Consider the following 19094-nt stretch of genomic DNA (forward strand, 5'->3'; position numbering starts at 1 on the left):
CATGGCAAAGTACACGCAACGTCGCGCAGACGCCTCGGGAAAGCCGCACCAGCAGGCGGCGCAACATCCGGTGCGCCCCGCGTTACAGGATAATCGTTCATCGGCAAAAACGGGCATTCCCGGCAAATTAAAAACCGGCATGGAAGGGGTATCCGGCATGTCGCTGGACCATGTAAGGGTGCATTACAACTCGGACAAACCCGAGCAGTATGGCGCCCACGCCTATGCGCAGGGGAGCGATGTTCACCTGGCGCCGGGTCAGGAACACCATCTACCCCATGAACTGGGGCATGTTGTGCAGCAGGCGCAAGGACGGGTGAGTGCGACACGCCAGATGAAGGGCGCGGCGCTAAATGACGATCCAGGGCTGGAGGCCGAGGCAACACAACTGGGTAAACAGGCACAGGCCTCCGGCAGCGTCCGTCATCTCGCTGACAACCGGATGCCTGCGGGCTCCGGCACGATACAGCGTTATGCGTGGCAGGGCGAGAACGCCGTGATGCAGCGCAGCGTGGTGTCCGATTTTACGTGGTCGCTTCTGAATTCACAGTTCAAAACGCTTGGGCTTAATGGTCTGTTGACGCTTGCCGATACGGGAACACTCTATCTGTTGACCCGTCTTGAAACCTTTACCCAAATTGTGGGCAAAGTGACGACGTTCGCCAATGCGTTGACTATCGCTATTAATATCTGGGATGCCATTCCCGCGCCCGTCAAAACCGGGATTTTGTTTCTCACCGGGAAAGTGGCGACCTATTTACCGAACGAGACGATAGTGAATTACAGCCACACGCTACTGGTCGCCGCCGATGGTGACGGAGCGGTGGGCCGGTTGCGTACGGTACTGGATTATCTGCAAATGATTATTCAGGCAGTTAAAAACCCGGTCACCAGCGTTTTTAACTTAGGGAAACATATTTATTCCACGTGGTGGGGAGGCGAAAAGACAGAATCCACCCACGAAGACAAAAAAGCCGCCACCCCAGAGGAGCGCAAGAAAGATCTCGCCAGTATCGATTTGCATATCATCTGGCTGAAAGTGGGCTCGATTGGCCTGAAAAAGACCCAGAAAAAAGAAGAGGATAAAGACGAACAAAAAGGCGGTTTGCATGCCACCTTCGCGCTGGGATATCGCCTGTTTGATTACCAGGGCAGCTATGGCGAGGACGGTAAGCTGACATTAATTCTGCCCTGGGAAGGCGGTGCGATTTTACAAGCCAGAGAACCGATTTCACTGGTTAATAAAATTGTATTTGGCGGTGATTTTTTTGTTGTACGTCAATTGCATATGACGTCGCTGAGCGTCAGTAATGAGGGTCTGGATGAACTGGCCTTTTCGTTGCAGGAATTTTCTCTTGGTAACGGTACCGTTTCCGCAACGAACGTTACGGCGGAATATAAAAAAGCACAGGGGGCGATTTTCGAGGCGCAAAAAGCCGGGCTTAAGATTTATGACTGGGAAGCGGATGCGCATCTTAAACTGAATCTGGCCGCCGATGGGACGTTTGAACAGGGGAGTATGACAAATTTTAAAGAGAGCGCAGGCCTGGTCACAATAGAAAAGGCGCAGTTGAGTAACAACGATGGTTTTATGCTGGAGAATGCCCGGCTCAATCTCGAAAAACTGACCCAACTGGATATCAAAGCAACAATCGCGCAGTTGCAGATCAAGGAAGGATTGGTAAAAGGCAGCGGAGATATTACGGGGCAAAATATTCGTCTGCTGGGTGAAAAGATCATACTTGAACACATAAAAGGCGAAGCCACAGCAGAGCCCGGTCATTGGTCTGCTAGTGTTGATGCGACGTTAAAAATGCTCTTCTCTGAGGTTAATGCACAGGGAAGCGCGAAAATAAGTTATGACAGCAAAGAGAAAATAACGCATATCGAAATTTATGATGGGCAGATTACGGCCAATTATGACGCGTTTAGCTTTGCCGCGACTGATTTAGGTTATAGCCACGATCAGAAACGTTTTTCGATGAAATCAGCAAAACTGCTTATTAAATCCATTGGTGTTGAAGGCAGCGTTAGCAATGTCACCATTGACGAAAATGGAATTAGCTTTGCCACCGCTATTGTGAAAGGACCGGATAAGATCACTTTATTCGACGGGTTTACGCTGGAACAATTGCAACTACTGATTAAGCAAAACGGTGAATCCATGACGCTTTCCAGTAATGCAACGCTCGAACGGGCAAAAGTCAAAGGGAAAGCGAAACAGTTAGAAATTGGTTTTGATGCTGACGGATTTAAAGGATCACTCGCATCGGCTGATGTCTCGACGTCGCTGTTTGGTCTGGATATTCAGAATGGGCAGGTCGATAAAGACGGGTTTTCCGTGGAGAGCGCAACACTTAAGCTACTACCTGCCAGCGAGAACAGTAATGGCAAGGAAATGACCGATTTTGTTCCTGATTTTAATAGTGGATTGATGGATTTTCTTCCCTTCGGCTCCGTGGCTTTCAAAGTGGAAGGGGTTAACCTGAATAAAACAGGCTTAACTATCAGATCATTCAAACCGAAGCTGGATGAGATACGGTTTTCCGCATTTGGGGCTAGCGCCCGGCTAAATCTTGAACAGATGTTTGGTGAGATTGGCTATAAAAAATCACTTTCGCTACAGGAGCTCGCGGTCGGTTTGCCGCTGCATGTTTCCATGATATTCCCCGTATTCCCTGGCCTTGAGGTTTATGGCTCCCTGGGCGCAGATGCGAATCTGGACATTGATATTCTGCTCAATGCCAAAGGTCAGGAGGGGGTCTGGTCGGTAGGCGATCATGCGAAATTTAGCGGCGCTATTTTGCTGCGCGCCGAGCTGGGGGCGAATATCGGCTCACAGGTTATCGCCGCGCTGAGTGCCGGTTTCTTTGCTCAAGGGAAGGCCATGTTACACAGTAACGCGGGTCTGCAGGGAGCCGCGAAATTTAATCGCAAAAAACGGACATTTGATGCTATTAAACCGTTAATTATTGACTACAGTTTTAAGCCGGAAGCCGTTGCCTCTATCGGCGTGGTTATTAAAGCCAAAGCACTTTATTTCATTAACAAAACCCTGTTTGAATATACGGCTGCCGAGTGGCGGATGGGGAATTACGCGTTGACAGGTAAAATTGGCGACAATAACGATAAGATGGTCCCCGAGACGCCGGAACATCTGGGTATTGAAGACAATAAACTCAATTCGCCAGACTATCGGGAAATCAAAGGTGAAGAAGAGCAATCCTTATTAAAAAGCAACCGCACAATAGGCGGTAGCGGCGATATCCGCAAAGCAATGCTCAATCGTGAAAGAGAAGAGGTGGAGCTGCTATTAAAAGCATTAAAACAAGAGAGTATTGTTGCCGCCAAAAAGCGCGAAGCCATCAAAGAAAAATATATCAAGTTAATGAGCCGGAAAGTTATCTATTTCAATACCATTCACGAAGGTATGAACAGTACAGATGTCAATCAGCGGCTGTTGGAATTTAATGAAAAATTTGGCCTTGAATTATTAAAAGAGCAATATGAAGCCCTGGTATATAAAGAAGAACAATTAACAAAAGATATTCAAATTAATATCGGTAAAATGGAAAAACTGGCAAAGATAAATCCCGCTATCCTTGAAGAGAATGGACTGGCATTTCCACTGGCCAAAGTGCAAGAAAGTAAAAATCAGGCCCAAAAACTGCATTTTCCTGATACACAGGCGCTTGAACAATCACTTGAGATGGCCAGTGAGACGCTGGAGGCGGCAATTGAGCAAGACAATATCGTGATGGCGGGTCTTGCCGGGGTAATGAGCCCTGCTGACTTTATATCCTATTCAACCACCAGTGGATTATTTGGTAAGACCGTCCGTAAAAATATCCAAAGTGTCGATAACGCGCTTGCAGCCTTCCATAACAATAAATCCGAAGCGAACCTGAAATTACTGGCGCAGGCTATCAAAACCTATCTGACAACCAGCCCGGAAAGTGGCAGGGGGCCAGTGGTGAAAGTATTACAAGAACAGGTACGAGCGGCGCTTAAGACGTTCCATTGACATCATAAACGGGCAGACCGACGCACAGGCCTGCCCGTAGAAAACGCTACACCAGGCCGGTGGACTTGAGGACCGCGTGCAGGTGCTCTTTGTCTTCGCCTGCCAGTGGGCGCAGAGGAAAAGGCAGACAGGAAGGGCCGACCACGCCCATGATTTCCGCCGCCGCTGCCATCACTCGCAGGCTGCGGTGAATACGAAACAGTTGCCACAGCGGTTCTAGCTGGTCGGACAGTTCGCCTGCAAGCCGATGATTCCCCGCCCGCGCGGCGCGGGTAAGGGCCAGGCTTACCTGTGGGAATAGCCCGCCAATCACCGAATACCAGACATCGCAGCCGGCCGCAAAGCCGGTTGCGGCCTGCCAGTCGCCGCTGATCCCAATGGTGACGGACGCAGGGATGCGTGCGCGTAAATCGTCAAGGCGCTCTTTGCCTTTCGTGGGATCGGTTGAGACCGCAGAAAGCTTGATTGAAGAGACGGCGGGAAGCGCGGCAATCTCAACGAGTAAGTCATCCGTAAAGGCAAAACCGGTGGTCGCCGGGTTATCGTAGAGACACAGCGGCACGGAAAGGTGGCGGGTGACGGTTTCGTAGAGTGTATAAACCTCTTCCGCATTAAGCTATTGATAGGAGACCGGGGCCATCATAACGGCCTTCACCCCGGCGCGCTGTGCGTCTTCGGCAATCGCCAGCACATCGTCCAGGCGGATCGCGCCGATGCTCACCAGCACCGGAATCCCTTCGGCGTGCTGGACGGCCAGCTCTGCTACGCGGCGACGCTCATCGCGCGTGAGGTAGGCATAGCTGCCTGTCGAACCCACTGCGCCGATGGAGTCCACGCCCGCTGCGACAAGGTTAGTAATCAGATGAACAAACGCGGCTTCATCCACGTTGTTGTTGGTAATAGGGGTGAGTGGAAAGGCACTCAGACCTCTTAGCATACTGCTCCTCCTGCCGTGAAAAAGGCACTTATATTGGGCATAAGTGCTTAGATAAACCGGTTAACGTGCAAACCTGCGTGATCCTGCCACGCAAACAATGACCCCCATAGTGACCAGGATCATCATGACGCTGACGGACTCTTGTAAAAACGTCGCTGCCAGCGCCAGTGCAAAAAAGGGTTGCAGAAGCTGTAGCTGCCCGACTGCGGCGATGCCCCCTTGCGCCAGCCCTTTATACCAGAACACAAAACCAATCAGCATGCTGAACAATGAGACATAACCCAATGAAAACCATGCGGGTTCGCTGATCCCTGAAAAGCTGGCCGGGCGGGTTAACACGGCAACGGTTAACATTAACGGCAGCGCAATGATGAGCGCCCAACTGATCACCTGCCAGCCGCCGAGTACCCGCGTTAAGCGGGCACCTTCAGCATAGCCCAGGCCGCAGACAACCACCGCCGCCAGCATCAGTAAATCGCCCACCGCCGAAACGGCAATGTCCTGACTTAAGGCAAACCCGGTCACCAGTAAACTGCCCAGACCTGAAAAAATCCAGAAGGCCGGACGTGGCCTTTCACCGCCGCGCAGGACGCCGAAAATGGCGGTAGCGAGCGGCAGCAGACCGAGAAACACGATGGAGTGCGCCGAGGTTACCTGTTGCAGGGCAAAGGCGGTAAGCAGAGGAAAGCCAACCACCACGCCAAGTGCGACCACCATCAGGGAGAGAACCTGGGCGCCGTTCGGGCGTTTTCCCCGCAGGGTGATGACCAGAAATAGGGCCAGCAGACCGGCGATAGAGGCGCGGGCGACGGTGAGAAACAGGGGATCGAAATCCAGCACCGCGGCGCGGGTGGCCGGAAGCGAACCGCTAAAAATGATCATACCGACAAAGCCATTTATCCAGCCGCTCAGGGGCGGGTTGTCTTGCTTCTCTTGCACAGTGCACCTCAATGTGTGGTTATTGTTATCTGAACTTGTTTGACAGCACTGAGCATACGGCCGAGAATTCATGACAATCAAATTATTGTCATGGATACAATCGTGAAAGCACGCTACAAAAGCCTCGTTGACGAGTTTGCCAGGGCCATCAAATCCGGTGAACTGGTAGCCGGAACACGGTTACCGACCCACCGCGTTTTGTCGGCTCAGCACCATATTTCGCTGGTCACGGCGACCCGTGTCTATGCGGAACTGGAGGCCATGGGGCTGGTCAGCGGTGAGACGGGGCGCGGGACGTTTGTCAGAGAGATCATGCTGCCGCGCGGGCAGGGTATCGATCGTCATGCGATCGCCTCCGATGTGATTGATTTGAGCTTTAACTACCCGGCACTGCCCGAACAGGCGGAGTTACTGAGAACCGCGCTGCGCCAGCTTTCGGTCAGCGGTGATATTGAATCGCTGCTGCGCTATCAGCCGCACGGGGGGAAAACCAGCGAACGTAGCGTGTTTGCTGATTACCTGGCGCAATTCGGGGTAAAGACGGCCCCTGAGAATCTGATGATTGTCAACGGGACGCAGCACGGGCTGGCGGTCGCGGTGATGGGGTTGCTCAAACCCGGTGATGTGGTCGCGGTTGACACGCTGACCTACCCCGGCTTTAAGGTGCTGGCCGAACAGTTTCATCTGGAACTGGTGGCGGTACCGGCCTGCGGGGAGGCGATGGATCCTGAGGCATTGCGTAAGCTGTGCAAAAAGCGTCGGGTGAAAGCCATTTACACCATGCCCACGCTGCATAATCCTCTGGGGTGGGTGGCAAATGATGCGTTTCGCCGCGAAATAGCCGCTATCGCCTGCGAACACGACCTGCTGATTATCGAAGATGCCACCTATGTCTGGCTGGTGGATAACCCGCCGCTGCCCATCCACCACTACGCGCCTGAAAGAACGCTCTATCTGGCGGGCTTTTCGAAAAATGTGGCCTCCGGGCTGCGCGTGGGGATGGTGGTCGCGCCCGCGGATAAAAAGCAGGGTATTGAACGTGCCATAAGGGCAACCACATGGAATACGCCCGCCCTGATGACGGCGATTGTCTGCGGTTGGGTGCTGGATGGCACAGTGGCGCGGCTGGAGCAGTTAAAAAGGGAGGATGCCCGCTACCGGCAGGCCGTGGCGCGCGAGTATCTGGCGCCGCTGCACTGCGTAAGCCATCCGTCTTCTTATTTTGTCTGGCTGCCGTTACAGGAAGAGGTACGCGCGGATCGTGTGGTCAGCGCATTACTTAAAGAGAACATTTCACTGACCACCGCAGAACCGTTCAGTACTTCCATTCACACACCGCACGCGCTGCGCATGGCTATTGGCTCGGTTGACATCGACACCCTGAAAAGTGCTGCCCGCAAAGTCAGAGAAACTATTGAGTATTTCAACGCCCGGTAGCCTCTTACGTCACGCTACGCCTTCGCGGAAAAAGCGAGCAGGGGTTTGCGCGTCCTGCCCGGCGTTTTATACAACGCGATGGCCTCTTGCCAGTGAGCCAGCGGAAAGAGGCTGGCGTCATTGAGCTGGCTTTGGCGCAGTAACGGCCAGAGTTCAGCGAACAGCGCCTGCCACTGCGCCGCTGAGACAGCATCCAGAACGTTGCGAATATGGAACCACTGGGTCGGTGGATGGTGGGGAAGAACGCGATAAGGCTGGCCGGAAAGCAGGCCATAGCTGACAAACAGCGCCGTTTTGCGCATGGATGAGAGCAGTAAGTCGGCAAGTTTTCCGCCGGTGGCGTCATACACAATATCTGTCGTTTGCGCCAGGGTCTCGATTTCCGCGGCGCGCGTCTCCTCAAGCGGGCGAATGCCGCATTCAGCCAGCTTTTGCCGATGAACGGGCGAGCGATGAACGCCCGTGACGCTCAGCGCACCACGCTTGAGCGCCCACTGGCCGAGCAGAGCGGCGCAATCCGACCCGGCGGCGGTAATGAGCACATGTTTTCCCGCTGGCGGGTAGAGATTAAGCATTAACAGCGCGGCAAGCGGGTTGATGTACGCCCTGGCCGCCAGCGTATCGCTGATATCGTCCGGTACCGGCACGGTAAAGGCCGCCGGGCAGTCAACCAGACGTTGCCAGGTGCCCTGTCCGCGCAGCGGCAACACCCGTTTTCCCAGCAGATGGGCGGCCTGCGGTGGTGCCTGAATAACGGTGCCCACACCTTCATAACCGGCAATGGCGGGCAGGGTGATCCGGTGGCGATATGCGCCGGTGATGGGGATCAGATCGGAGGCATTGACCGGGGAAAGCGCCATTGCGACCCGCACCCTGTCAGTCGCCAATTCCTCTGCCTCTACCCTTTGCAGTGACAGCACTGATTCTGGCGCCCCAAAGGTGCGATAGATAAGGGCGGTGTTATCACTCATGGGTGTGGTTCGCGGATGATCAATTTGCCGCGTACCAGCAGCATAAAGGTTTTCACCATCAGTAGCCCAATCACCAGATTACAGGCGAAAAACAGCGGGAAGGCGATCCAGTGCAGTGCGCCGTCGGGAGAACCGTGCCCCAGTTTCAGGGTCGTGGTCGCCAGCGATGCCACACCGAACGAGAAGCTCCAGAAAGAGGGATTAAACGGCTGCGCGCTGTACCAGGGGATGAGGCGAATCATATACAGCGTTTGCAGCAGACCATAACCAAAGAGCAGTTTGGCAAAGACATCCGCCTGACCGCCGTTCAGCATCAGCCAGGCACTACAGGCAACGAACGCCGGGGCCATCTGAATGCCGAGCGAGGTGCGAACCGCAGGCGACATCTCTTCCAGATTACGCATGCGACTCAGAATGGCCGGCTCGAGACTCAGCCAGGAGAAAATACCGGCGCCTAAAAAGAGCAGGCCGACATCGGTAAAGCCCAGCGCGCCACAGGCCATGGCGCTGATAAAATTGTTCGCCACGCCAGGCAGGTACAGCCCCGGCGTGGTGGCCTCTTTCGGGTGCGTGCCGCGCCATAATCCGGCGGTTTGCCAGGCGGAATAGGTTAGCTGGGCGGTAACGGCAACCAGAAACAGGATCAGGGCAAGCGTATAACACCAGGGTGTCAGGCCAATGGCGACCAGCATACTGGTGGCAGGCGCAAGGCTGACAAAACTGCTTTTCAGCGGATGGCCGATCTCCTCACGCAGGGTGCCTGTATGGCGTATCAGACGGGTGATGAACGCAAACATCAACAGCGCCCAGATAAGAATAGCGAGAATGACCAGCACATCGGCAGGCAGGGTGGTGACAGGCCAGATGGTGGCGGCAAATCGCCAGGAGAAACCCAGGCCGATAATGCCCAGTACCATGCCAAAATAACCGGCGGGAAGGTTAATGCGCGTTTTGTTCATCTGTTTTTTGCTTGTATGGTCGTGCGAAGCTGGAAGTGTATAGAGTTGCAGGCAGGGCGTAAACGGCAGCAGGAAGCAGGCGGGCTAAAAGTGAGCAGGCGCGTGGCCTGCTCAGGGGAATGGCTTTTAACGTGACGGTGTCACGTCTTTTTACCCTAAACGAAGGTGCGTATCGCTATGGACGCCTGAACAGGACGATAGAGCGGCCCTCCAGTTCAAAATCCATCTCTTTGGTGATAACCAGCCCACGTTTGGCGTTTTCTGCGGTGGAAATCTCCAGCACCCAGCCACCTTCGCCAAACTGCGGAATACGAAACGGCACATTGCCTTCAAACGGGTTAATGAGCATCAGAACATCGTGCCAGATACCTTTTTCCGTTTGCAGGTCCGGGCGACCGATATAGACACCGAGTGTCGAACCCTCATCCCACTGTTCCGGTTGCTGGAAACCGCCCCCGGCGTTAAACCACTCGATCACCATGCCATCGCGCCAGTTTTCACGGCGCAGCAGCGGCTGGTCGGCGCGAAGTTTAATGACGTGGCGGGTAAACTCATGCAGTGTTCTGGCCGTTTCCGGCAGGTTATCCCAGTGCACCCATGAGATTTCACTGTCCTGACAGTAACCGTTATTGTTCCCCAACTGACTGCGACCAAACTCGTCGCCCGCAAGCAGCATGGGCGTGCCGTGTGAGAAGAACAGTGTGGCAAGGAAGTTACGTTTCTGCCGCTCGCGCACGGCGTTAATGCCTTCATCCTCTGTTGGACCTTCCGCGCCATAGTTGCAGGAGCGGTTATCGTTGTGGCCGTCTTTATTGTCTTCGCCGTTGGCTTCGTTGTGCTTGTCGTTGTACGACACCAGATCGTTAAGCGTGAAGCCGTCATGGGCGGTAATAAAGTTAACGCTGGCCCACGGGCGACGTCCGCGCAGATCGTACAGGTCGCCGGAGCCCAGCAGGCGGGCGGCGAAATCGCTGGAGACATTATCGCCATGCCAGTATTCACGCACCGTGTCGCGATATTTATCATTCCACTCGGCCCAGCCTGGCGGGAACCCACCTACCTGATAGCCGCCCGGACCGATATCCCAGGGTTCGCCAATCAATTTCAGTCGTGACAGCAAAGGGTCCTGCATCATGGCGTCAAAAAAGCCGCCGCGCTGGTCGAAGCCTTCCGGTTCACGTCCCAGAATGGTCCCCAGGTCAAAGCGAAAGCCGTCGATATGCATCGACTCTGCCCAGTAACGCAGCGAATCCATCACCATTTGTAGCACCCGTGGATGCGAGGTGTTCACCGTATTACCCGTACCGGTATCGTTAATGTAATAGCGATGCTGCTCAGGCAAGGTACGGTAGTAGGAGAAATTATCGATCCCCTTAAACGAGAGCGTCGGGCCCAGTTCGTTGCCTTCCGCCGTGTGGTTATAGACCACATCGAGGATCACTTCGATACCGGCATCATGAAAGGCGCGGACCATATCGCGCACGCCCTGAATGCCTTTCGGACCGTAATAACGCGAAGCCGGGGCAAAGAAGCCCAGGGTGTTATAGCCCCAGAAATTTTTCAGCCCCTTGTCCAGAAGGTGCTGATCATCCGGAAACCAGTGGATAGGCAGCAGTTCAACCGAGGTGATGCCGAGATTTTTGATGTAATCCACCGTCGCCTTGTGGCCCATGCCTTCAAAGGTGCCGCGCAGCTCCTGCGGCAAGGCGGAGTTGAGCTGGGTAAAGCCCTTCACGTGCGTTTCATAGATAACCGCACTGGACCAGGGAATGACCGGGCGATGTTGGTCCTGCCAGTCAAATTCATTCGGGTCGATCACCCGGCATTTGGGCATATAGGGGCCGCTGTCGCGGGTATCAAACGTCAGATCTTTATCTTCATGTAACAGGTCGTAGGCAAAGTGCGATTCATTCCACTCCACATTGCCAACCAGTTCGCGGGCGTACGGGTCAACCAGCAGTTTATGCGGGTTAAAACGGTGACCATTTTCCGGGTCGTAAGGCCCATGGACGCGAAACCCATACAGTGCGCCGGGTTTCAGTCCGGGAACGTAGCCGTGCCAGATTTCATGGGTGTACTCCGGCAGATCGAGCCTTGCAATCTCCTGTTTGCCGTCGGGAGCATAGAGACACAGCTCAACGCGCTGCGCGTGGGCGGAAAAGAGCGCGAAGTTGACGCCCTCACCATCGTAATTAGCACCGAGCTGGTGATAATTTCCTGCCGTAATGGTAAATGACTTTCCGTCTGACATTTTTTCCTTCTCCCGCGAATTAAGATTTTGCCATAAATACAAAAGGTTAAAATGAACTATACAAAACGCGTACGGGCAGACTGCCATCACCTGACGCCAGGTTAACGCCGTCGTTCAGGTCTTCTTCTTTTCCGGTAAACAGATCCCGATAGCGCCGTCCGGCAAGCGCATCCGGCAGCGTGACCGATGTCTCCAACCCTGGCGGGTAGAGCCGGTCGGGGTGAGCGGCCAGCGAATCGAAGACCAGACGCGGGACGATAACAACCAGCGCCTCCTTGCCAGTGGTACGGGCAAAGGCGATAACATTTTTCGCCTGCGACCCTGACGCTGAAAGCGGCAGATAGTCACCGGTGCGAAACAGCAGCGGTTTTTGCTGGCGGAAACGGGCAAGGAGTGCGATGGCCTGCTGTTTCGTCCTGCCGCTAAACCAGGCGTCTTTGTCGGTAGTGAGCGGCTTTTCCTCATCGTCAAGCGCGCTGGCCAGCGCAAAGAAATCCGGTTCGCGGCGATTATCGGGATCCACAAGGCTAAAGTTGAACGCCTCGCTCCCCTGATAAATATCCGGTACACCGGGCGCAGTAAGCTTAATTATTGCCTGGGTCAGGCTGTTCACCAGTCCGGCGCGAATAAAAGGTTGCAGGGAGAGGTGGAAATCGACCAGAAACGGCTGGTTTTCCGCCGAGAACAGATGAGTGACATAGCCGAGCACCGCCTGTTCGTAGGCGTCATTGGTGTCACCCCAGCTTGTACGCAGTTTCTCCTCGCGCAGCGCTTTTTCCACATAGGGGAGAAAGCGGGCTTCAAGGGCTTTGAGGCCTTTATGATCGTCCGGGCGTAACGTAACGGGCCAGGCGCCGGCCAGCGCCTGATAGATCATCCATTTGCTGCCGGAGCGCGGGGCGGCGCCGTCATCTATCAGCACCACTTTGGACTTGTTCATTTCGCGCCAGCGAACAACGCACTGCGCCCAGTGTTCGGGCGCTTCGGTGAGGGTATAGAGCCGGGCGCGGGTATCCTCACCCCGTTTGGTGTCATGGGTGGAGGTGGTCGACAGGGCATCCGGCTGTCGCTCGCGGCGGGTTTGCATTGCCTCATGGAACGCGGCCAGCGCGTACGGTCGCGGTAGCGGTTCAGAGCCCACTTCATTGAGCGCCAGCGCCATGTGCTGACGGAAAAAGAGGGTATCTTCCACCGATTTCGCCATCAGCGGCCCGGTCAGTTGCTGAAAGCGGGTGCGGAAGGTGAGCACATTATGAGCGGTGCTCTCCTTCACCTCGCCAACAAGAATCCGTTGCAGGAAATCCAGCGCTTCAGGATCCGGCAGGGTACCAAGCGCTCTCACCGAATCGGCCACCTTTTGCAGCAGAGCACGGTCCGCCGGGGGTAACCCACTGTCAGTGCCGTAGGTACGGTAGACGGGGAAGGCGACCAGCAATTCGCGCAGGGCCGTACTGAGGGCGGTTTCATCGAGCGCGACACCTTCCGCCGTGGCAATCTCCAGGCTGAGCCTGAGCAGGGTGTTGAATTCCCCTTCAAAATTGCGCCCCGACATCAGCAGCTTCGCGGCCCGCAGCTCGTTTGCCATATCAACAGTTCTGCCCAGCACCTCTTCGTAGGTCTGGCTCAGGGTCTCCATATTGTCGCCATCGACCAGTGCGTCGGATAACGCGGCGATAAATTCATAACCGGTGGTCCCGGAGATGGGCCAGTCCTGAGGTAGCTGTTCGCCTTCACCCAGGATCTTCTCCACGGTGATATAGCAGTCCGGCCCGGCCTGTTGGCGCAGATGGTCAAGGTAGCCTTTCGGGTCTGCCAGCCCGTCAATATGGTCGACCCGCAGCCCGTCAACAACGCCGCTATGCACCAGTTCGAGGATCAGCCGGTGGGTGTCATCAAAGACGGTTTTATCTTCAACGCGTACCCCCACCAGACCGGTTATCTCGAAAAAGCGGCGGTAGGAGAGCGAATGGGGCGCGTCACGCCAGCAGGTGAGTCGCCAGGGTTGCCGCTCATGCAACGCGCTGATGGCTGATTTATCCGTCAGGTTCAATATCGCGGCGGGGTCGTCCTGCCAGCTTTCCGGTGTCAATGGGTAAAAACTGTCGTAATAGGCAAAGGCGGGATGTCCGGTTTCCGGGGCCGGCTGCACGCGGATCTCATCACGCGCCAGCACATTTTCAAAGGTATCGCCCAGGAAAGGCAGTGTCAGCGGGCGCGTCCAGTCGATATCAAAATGGTGGGCGTAACGGCTTTGTGGACCGTGTTCGATAACATCGCGCCACCAGCGGTTTTCCAGCGATGCCGCCATATGGTTTGGCACAATGTCGAGGATCAGACCCAGCCCGGCCTCTTTGAGCGCGTTGACCATGCGATCAAACCCCTTGCGCCCGCCAATGGCCGGATCGATTTCATTGGCGTCTGTTACGTCATAACCGTGGGTGGACCCTGTGGTGGCGGTAAAAACCGGCGAGGCATACAGGTGGCTCATGCCGAGGCGTTTAAGATAGGGCACCAGCGCCGCGGCGCGATCAAAGGTCATGCCGTTACGAAACTGAATACGGTAGGTTGCCGTTGGAATGGTCATTGCGCATCTCCTGACGCGAGGCGAACCACAATCGAGTGTGGAGGCAGTTCGGTTGTCATAGCGGGGCGGGCAAACAGCGTTTTGCCAGGAAGCTCGGGAGCGGGCCGGGCCTGTTCGCCGAGATTAAGCGCCATCGATAACGTGCCGGCAGGGAACGTCCAGCGTACGGCGAGATAGCCGGGCGCGGTATCCACGACCGTACCGTTATGGCCCGTCGCGTGGGCGAGTAACGGCACAATGTACTGCTGGCGCAGCAACAGCAGTTCACGGGTTAAAGACAACCATGCTTTGCCTTCCGCGCTTTGCTGCGCCCGCCAGTTGAGTTTCGACATCGTGAAGGTGCGTTCGTCATTGGGATCGGGGACATCGACACCGTCATAGCCGGAGTGGCCGGAAAATTCGTTTGCGCGGCCTTCGCGTACAGCGCGGGCGAGATCGCCATGGAAATCGGTAAAGAACAGGAAAGGCCGCGTCTCGCCATACTCTTCACCCATAAAGATCAGCGGAATGTGCGGTGAGAGCAGCAGGGCAGCAAGCAGACACTGGCTGCGTTCCGGCCCGGCGAGGCTAATCAGTCGGTCACCTAAAGCGCGGTTACCCACCTGATCGTGGTTCTGGATAAAGTCGACAAAGGCGGTGGGTGGCTGGCTTCGGCTGTCCACACCGCGCGGTTCGCCGCTGTGCGGGGAGACTTCACCCTGATAGGCAAACCCTTCGGCAAGCGCCCTGGCAACCCATTGTTCAGGGGCGTTTGCGAAATCCTGGTAATACGCGTGGGTTTCGCCCGTTGCCAGCACATGCACGGCATTGTGGAGGTCGTCGTTCCATTCACCGGTAAAAAGCGGGACGGAACCGTCTTCATTGCGCGGGTGCAGGTCGGTGATGTTACGGCTGTCTTCTGTTGTGAGATGAACGGGACGGTCGGTTACCTGTTGACGAATGCGCTGCGCGATCTCAGTGAGAATGTGTTTTTCGGATTTATCCTTAATCTGATCGATGGCATCGAAGCGCAATCCATCAAGGCGAAACTCGGTCAACCAGTAGAGCGGCGCTTCCGCGATATAGCGACGGGCCGCATCCACATCATAAGCAATCCCCGCCCCCCAGGGGGTGGAACGGGAGGTATCGAAGAAGTCGGGTGACAGCAAGGAGAGATAATTGCCTTCCGGGCCAAAGTGGTTGAGCACAATATCAAGCACCACAGAAAGCCCAAGACCGTGGGCGGCGTCGACAAAAGCGCGGAAATCGTCCGGCGTACCGTAAGCGGAATGCGGTGCGTAGAGCAGTACGCCATCGTAGCCCCATCCCCGGTTGCCGCCAAACTGCGACAGGGGCATTACTTCAATTTGGGTAATTCCCAGTTCGGCAAGATAAGGCAGTTTCCTGATGGCTGCCTGGAGGGTGCCTTCCGGGGTAAATGTGCCGATATGTAGTTCGTATACAACGGTTTCTTCCCACGGACGCCCCTGCCACTGCGGGTGCTGCCAGCGGTACTGCGTGGGGTCAATGACCAGAGACGGACCATTGACATCCGCTTTTTGTGCGCGAGAGGCCGGGTCGGGAATCGTCATACCATCGTTAAGAACATACTGATATTCCGTACCGGGCGCGACGTTTTCAACGGTAAGTTCAAACCAGCCCTCGTCGCACGGACGCATCTCCAGGTCTTTACCTGCAAGCCGTAGGGTGATGCCGGGTTGACCGGATGCCCAGAGACGAAACTGGACGGTACCGTTCCCAAGCCATTCGGCACCCCAGCTTTTATGAAATGATGTTGACTCCATTCAGTTACCTCGTTTAATGCAAAAGCGATCAATGGCCAAAAAGTGCCTTAAGAACGCGACACCTCAATGCATACGAAGGTGATCATAGACGATAATGGGAAAAATGATGTGACAGTGTCACTTATGAAATGTGCAGAATGGGCGCAATTCTGGCGGGTGATAGGCGAGCGTGTCTCATTGTTTAAGCGATACGCCAGGGCGTTCGTCATTTGCCGGAATTAACCGGTTAAGGCGATTTTTTATCGCGCAAAATCATGCGTTTTCATTGTAATTTGCCCTGCGGAGTTCGAGGGTGAAGTCGTGGTAATCGCTAAGGCACCAGGTACAGGTATGTTCCACGGGAATATCGTTATGGCTGTAACCTGTACGGGTGATCAATAAAAGGGGGGTTTTTTGTTGAACGCCAAGATAATGTGCCAGCCTGTCATCAGCCGCGACGGCGGCAAAACGCTGATTCGCGCGAAGTACCGGCATACCTTTTTGTTCCAGGTAGCGATAAAGCGATTCAGGCAGATCGGTTATTTTTTCCAGCAACTGGGCAGGTAACAGCGCCGTTTGCACGGAGATGGCAATGCCATTGATTTTGCGTACTCGGGTCAGTTCAACCACCTCGTTCTGCCCTGGGCTTACTTGCAGGATCTGACGCTCCAGCGATGAAGCAACCCGACGCTGATAGCCAACCAACTCGCTTTGTGCCTGACCTCCGCTGGCATCGACCATCTCGCTAAAGCTTTCCAACAAGGGGAGTGACTGGCGCAGGTGCGGGGCGACAAAAGTGCCCGCACCTTGCTGGCGAATAAGGATCCCCTCATCAAACAACTGCTGGAATGCCTTTCGTACCGTACCCCGTGCTATCGCCAGCGTTTCCCCGAGCTCACGTTCCGAAGGTATGCCATCACCCGGTTGTAGCTCTCCTTTTGCAATGGCTGTTTTGATGACATTGATCAATTGAATATACAGCGGCAAGCCGTCTGATGGATTGAGGGAAAAGACAATGGGCATTGCATCTCCAGAATGAATTTCTGCATCAATCTTTAGTGTACCAATCCTTAATCATATTGCGCCACTTGTCATCGTGGTTACGTGTAATCAATGCCGATAAAAACGTGAAATTGATCGCGAAATAGACATTTCAGACTGGTTTTTGAACGCATGATTTATTTAAGGTGATTAAGTGGTACATAAATGGTACACAAACAAAAGGTGGAGATATGACAACCAAACGTTTACTGGACTGCAGTGCTTCTGACCTGGTACAGATGGACAAAGCGGCGTTGCTGTATGCGATTCGTGCCAGTGAAGGGCGCGTGTTGATCAGTGAAACGATCGCGATCACGCAGCCGCTGCTTAACAACGTGACCAATGCAGAGCTTGCGGCGTCACAGGGGGCGGATATTCTGCTTATCAATATGTTTGATAGCGAACATCCACAGATTCAGGGCATGCCTGCGGATACCCAACCGGAAGAGGTGTTACATCGTTTAGCGCATCTGACCGGGCGAATCATTGGCGTAAATCTGGAGGCGGTCGACCCCAACTTTGCCCGCAATCATGATGACATCTGGAAAATGAATCCGGGACGCGCGGCGACGGCGGATAATGCGCGTAAGCTGGTGGAGATGGGGGCTAAAATCCTTGTACTTACCGGGAACCCCAATAATGGCGTGAGCAATAAGGCGCTTGGGCTGGCGCTTAAAGAAATACGCGATGCGATTGGCGACAGTGCAGTGTTGATTACCGGTAAAATGCATGGTGCCGGTGTGGTACGGGAAAGTGGAAGCGCCATTATTAACGAAGACGATGTAAGCTGGTTTGCTGAGCAAGGCGCGGATATTGTGTTGATCCCGGCCCCCGGTACTGTGCCAGGCATGAGTCAGGAAAAGGTCGCCGCGCTTATTGACTGCGCACATGCTAAAGGCGTCCTGGCGATGACGGCTATCGGAACGTCACAGGAAGGGGCCGATATCAACACCATTCGCCAGATTGCCTTGATGAGTAAAATGGCGGGGGCCGATCTGCATCATATTGGCGATACGGGCTATATGGGGATGGCGCTGCCGGAAAATATTCTGGCCTATAGCGTGGCCATTCGCGGTGTCAGACATACGTATACGCGTATTGCACGTTCGGTAAATCGCTAAAAGCGCATGAGCCGCTATCCGCGCTGAGGCGGATAGCGGTTTTGTCGATTAAACGGCAGGAATGCTCTCCAGCGAGGGGTAAATTGTCAGGCCGTGTTGTCTGGCGACCTCGATATCCATATCCGCCCCGCGGGATTCTCCGGCAATGCGATAGAGTGCGTCACAGCGGGTTATCAACCGATGCGCGACCGGATAGAGCATCGCCTCGCAGATTTCATCACCGTGCGATGTGGAACCCGCGGCTTTTGCCAGTGGCAGGGCCAGCCATTCACCAATCACCGGAATATGGCCGCGTTGCCAGACCGCCAGCGCGGCCTCTTCAAGTCTGGCAAGGTTCTGCGCGATTAAGTCAGCCTTGCCCAGTGTCCCACTGCGATAAGGGCCAGCGATAAGAATGATTTGTCGGTTCATGATGCCCTCACAGTATTTTTTTTAACGCGACATGGTAGAGCAGCATGATGGTCTTACCGTCGCAGATAAGGCCGCTGTCAATGGCCGCAAGGGCGTCATCCAGTGTCAGTTCCATGACTTCAATGTCTTCGCCTTCGGCTTCAATACCCCCGCCCTGGCTTATCTTGTCGCCCGATTGGTATTCTGCGGTGTAAAAGAACAGTTTTTCAGTGACAGAACCGGGGCTCATAAAGGCTTCGAAGACCTTTTGTACATTCGCCACGCGATAGCCGGTCTCTTCTTCGGCCTCTGCTTTAATGCGGTTTTCCGGATCCATGTTATCGAGCAGGCCAGCGGCGGCTTCAATCAGATAACCGTCATGTCCGTTGATAAAGACCGGAAAACGAAACTGACGGGTCAGGATAACCGTCCGTTTCTGGCGGTTATACAGCAGGATCGTTGCGCCGTTGCCGCGGTCATACACTTCACGATTTTGTCGTTGCCACTCTCCGTCGCGGCGGCGCAGGTCAAAGGTATATTTGATGAGCGTATACCAGTCGTCGGACAGGATTTTGCTGTCCGCAATGCGTACTTCTGCACGTTTTGATTGCACAATACCACCTCCATACGTAGAGTAGGCATCATAAACAGCAATTTCGTGCATGATCAAGACCAAT

The 19094-nt window shown here is 54.7% G+C and carries 12 protein-coding genes and 1 pseudogene; 3 read left to right on the forward strand and 10 right to left on the reverse strand.

Annotated elements, in window-relative coordinates:
- The first annotated feature begins 1 nt into the window (after position 1).
- The gene (locus tag MRY16398_RS14340) at positions 2-4024 is read left to right on the forward strand and encodes an eCIS core domain-containing protein (RefSeq protein ID WP_125124653.1); all 4023 of its coding nucleotides are present in this window, start codon (positions 2-4) and stop codon (positions 4022-4024) included.
- 46 nt (positions 4025-4070) lie between these two features.
- On the opposite strand, the pseudogene MRY16398_RS14345 reads toward MRY16398_RS14340, so the two are convergent.
- Positions 4071-4961: pseudogene (locus tag MRY16398_RS14345) on the reverse strand (dihydrodipicolinate synthase family protein).
- Between the two features lie 60 nt (positions 4962-5021).
- The gene (locus MRY16398_RS14350) at positions 5022-5900 is read right to left on the reverse strand and encodes a DMT family transporter (protein WP_223878786.1); all 879 of its coding nucleotides are present in this window, start codon (positions 5898-5900) and stop codon (positions 5022-5024) included.
- Between the two features lie 102 nt (positions 5901-6002).
- Between MRY16398_RS14350 and MRY16398_RS14355 the strand changes: the two genes are divergently transcribed.
- Positions 6003-7337 carry an aminotransferase-like domain-containing protein gene (locus MRY16398_RS14355; protein WP_125124654.1) on the forward strand — a complete coding sequence of 445 codons (1335 nt, stop codon included), beginning with the start codon at positions 6003-6005 and terminating at the stop codon, positions 7335-7337.
- A 14-nt stretch (positions 7338-7351) separates the two neighbouring features.
- Here MRY16398_RS14355 and MRY16398_RS14360 read toward each other — a convergent pair whose 3' ends face one another.
- From MRY16398_RS14360 to MRY16398_RS14385, 6 genes are all read right to left on the reverse strand, one after another.
- The gene (locus tag MRY16398_RS14360; protein WP_125124655.1) at positions 7352-8308 is read right to left on the reverse strand and encodes a zinc-dependent alcohol dehydrogenase family protein; all 957 of its coding nucleotides are present in this window, start codon (positions 8306-8308) and stop codon (positions 7352-7354) included.
- Positions 8305-9267: a dicarboxylate transporter/tellurite-resistance protein TehA gene (tehA, locus tag MRY16398_RS14365; RefSeq protein WP_125124656.1), complete on the reverse strand. Its 963-nt coding sequence runs from the start codon at positions 9265-9267 to the stop codon at positions 8305-8307. The genes MRY16398_RS14360 and tehA overlap by 4 nt, the downstream gene beginning before the upstream one ends.
- A gap of 175 nt (positions 9268-9442) precedes the next feature.
- Entirely contained in the window at positions 9443-11518 is a 2076-nt protein-coding gene (gene glgX, locus MRY16398_RS14370; RefSeq protein WP_071194232.1) for a glycogen debranching protein GlgX, read from the reverse strand.
- Between the two features lie 46 nt (positions 11519-11564).
- Positions 11565-14102 (reverse strand): malto-oligosyltrehalose synthase, encoded by a 2538-nt coding sequence (gene treY, locus MRY16398_RS14375; RefSeq protein WP_125124657.1) that lies wholly within the window; start codon positions 14100-14102, stop codon positions 11565-11567.
- Positions 14099-15886 carry a malto-oligosyltrehalose trehalohydrolase gene (gene treZ / locus MRY16398_RS14380; protein ID WP_125124658.1) on the reverse strand — a complete coding sequence of 596 codons (1788 nt, stop codon included), beginning with the start codon at positions 15884-15886 and terminating at the stop codon, positions 14099-14101. Before treZ ends, treY begins: the two co-directional genes overlap by 4 nt.
- A 252-nt stretch (positions 15887-16138) precedes the next feature.
- Entirely contained in the window at positions 16139-16888 is a 750-nt protein-coding gene (locus tag MRY16398_RS14385; protein WP_125124659.1) for a GntR family transcriptional regulator, read from the reverse strand.
- A gap of 209 nt (positions 16889-17097) precedes the next feature.
- Here MRY16398_RS14385 and MRY16398_RS14390 point away from each other — a divergent pair, with 209 nt between their 5' ends.
- Complete coding sequence (locus MRY16398_RS14390) at positions 17098-18027, forward strand: DUF7916 family protein (RefSeq protein WP_125124660.1); 930 nt, start codon at positions 17098-17100, stop codon at positions 18025-18027.
- 48 nt (positions 18028-18075) lie between these two features.
- On the opposite strand, the gene MRY16398_RS14395 is transcribed toward MRY16398_RS14390, so the two are convergent.
- Both MRY16398_RS14395 and MRY16398_RS14400 read right to left on the reverse strand, forming a co-directional pair.
- On the reverse strand, positions 18076-18438 hold the full coding sequence (locus tag MRY16398_RS14395; protein WP_125124661.1) for an NUDIX hydrolase: 363 nt from the start codon (positions 18436-18438) through the stop codon (positions 18076-18078).
- Positions 18439-18445: 7 nt separating this feature from the next.
- Positions 18446-19030: an NUDIX domain-containing protein gene (locus MRY16398_RS14400; RefSeq protein ID WP_172600654.1), complete on the reverse strand. Its 585-nt coding sequence runs from the start codon at positions 19028-19030 to the stop codon at positions 18446-18448.
- Positions 19031-19094 lie beyond the last annotated feature (64 nt).

This window comes from Phytobacter sp. MRY16-398 (assembly GCF_003925915.1).
Taxonomy (GTDB): Bacteria; Pseudomonadota; Gammaproteobacteria; order Enterobacterales; family Enterobacteriaceae; genus Phytobacter; species Phytobacter diazotrophicus.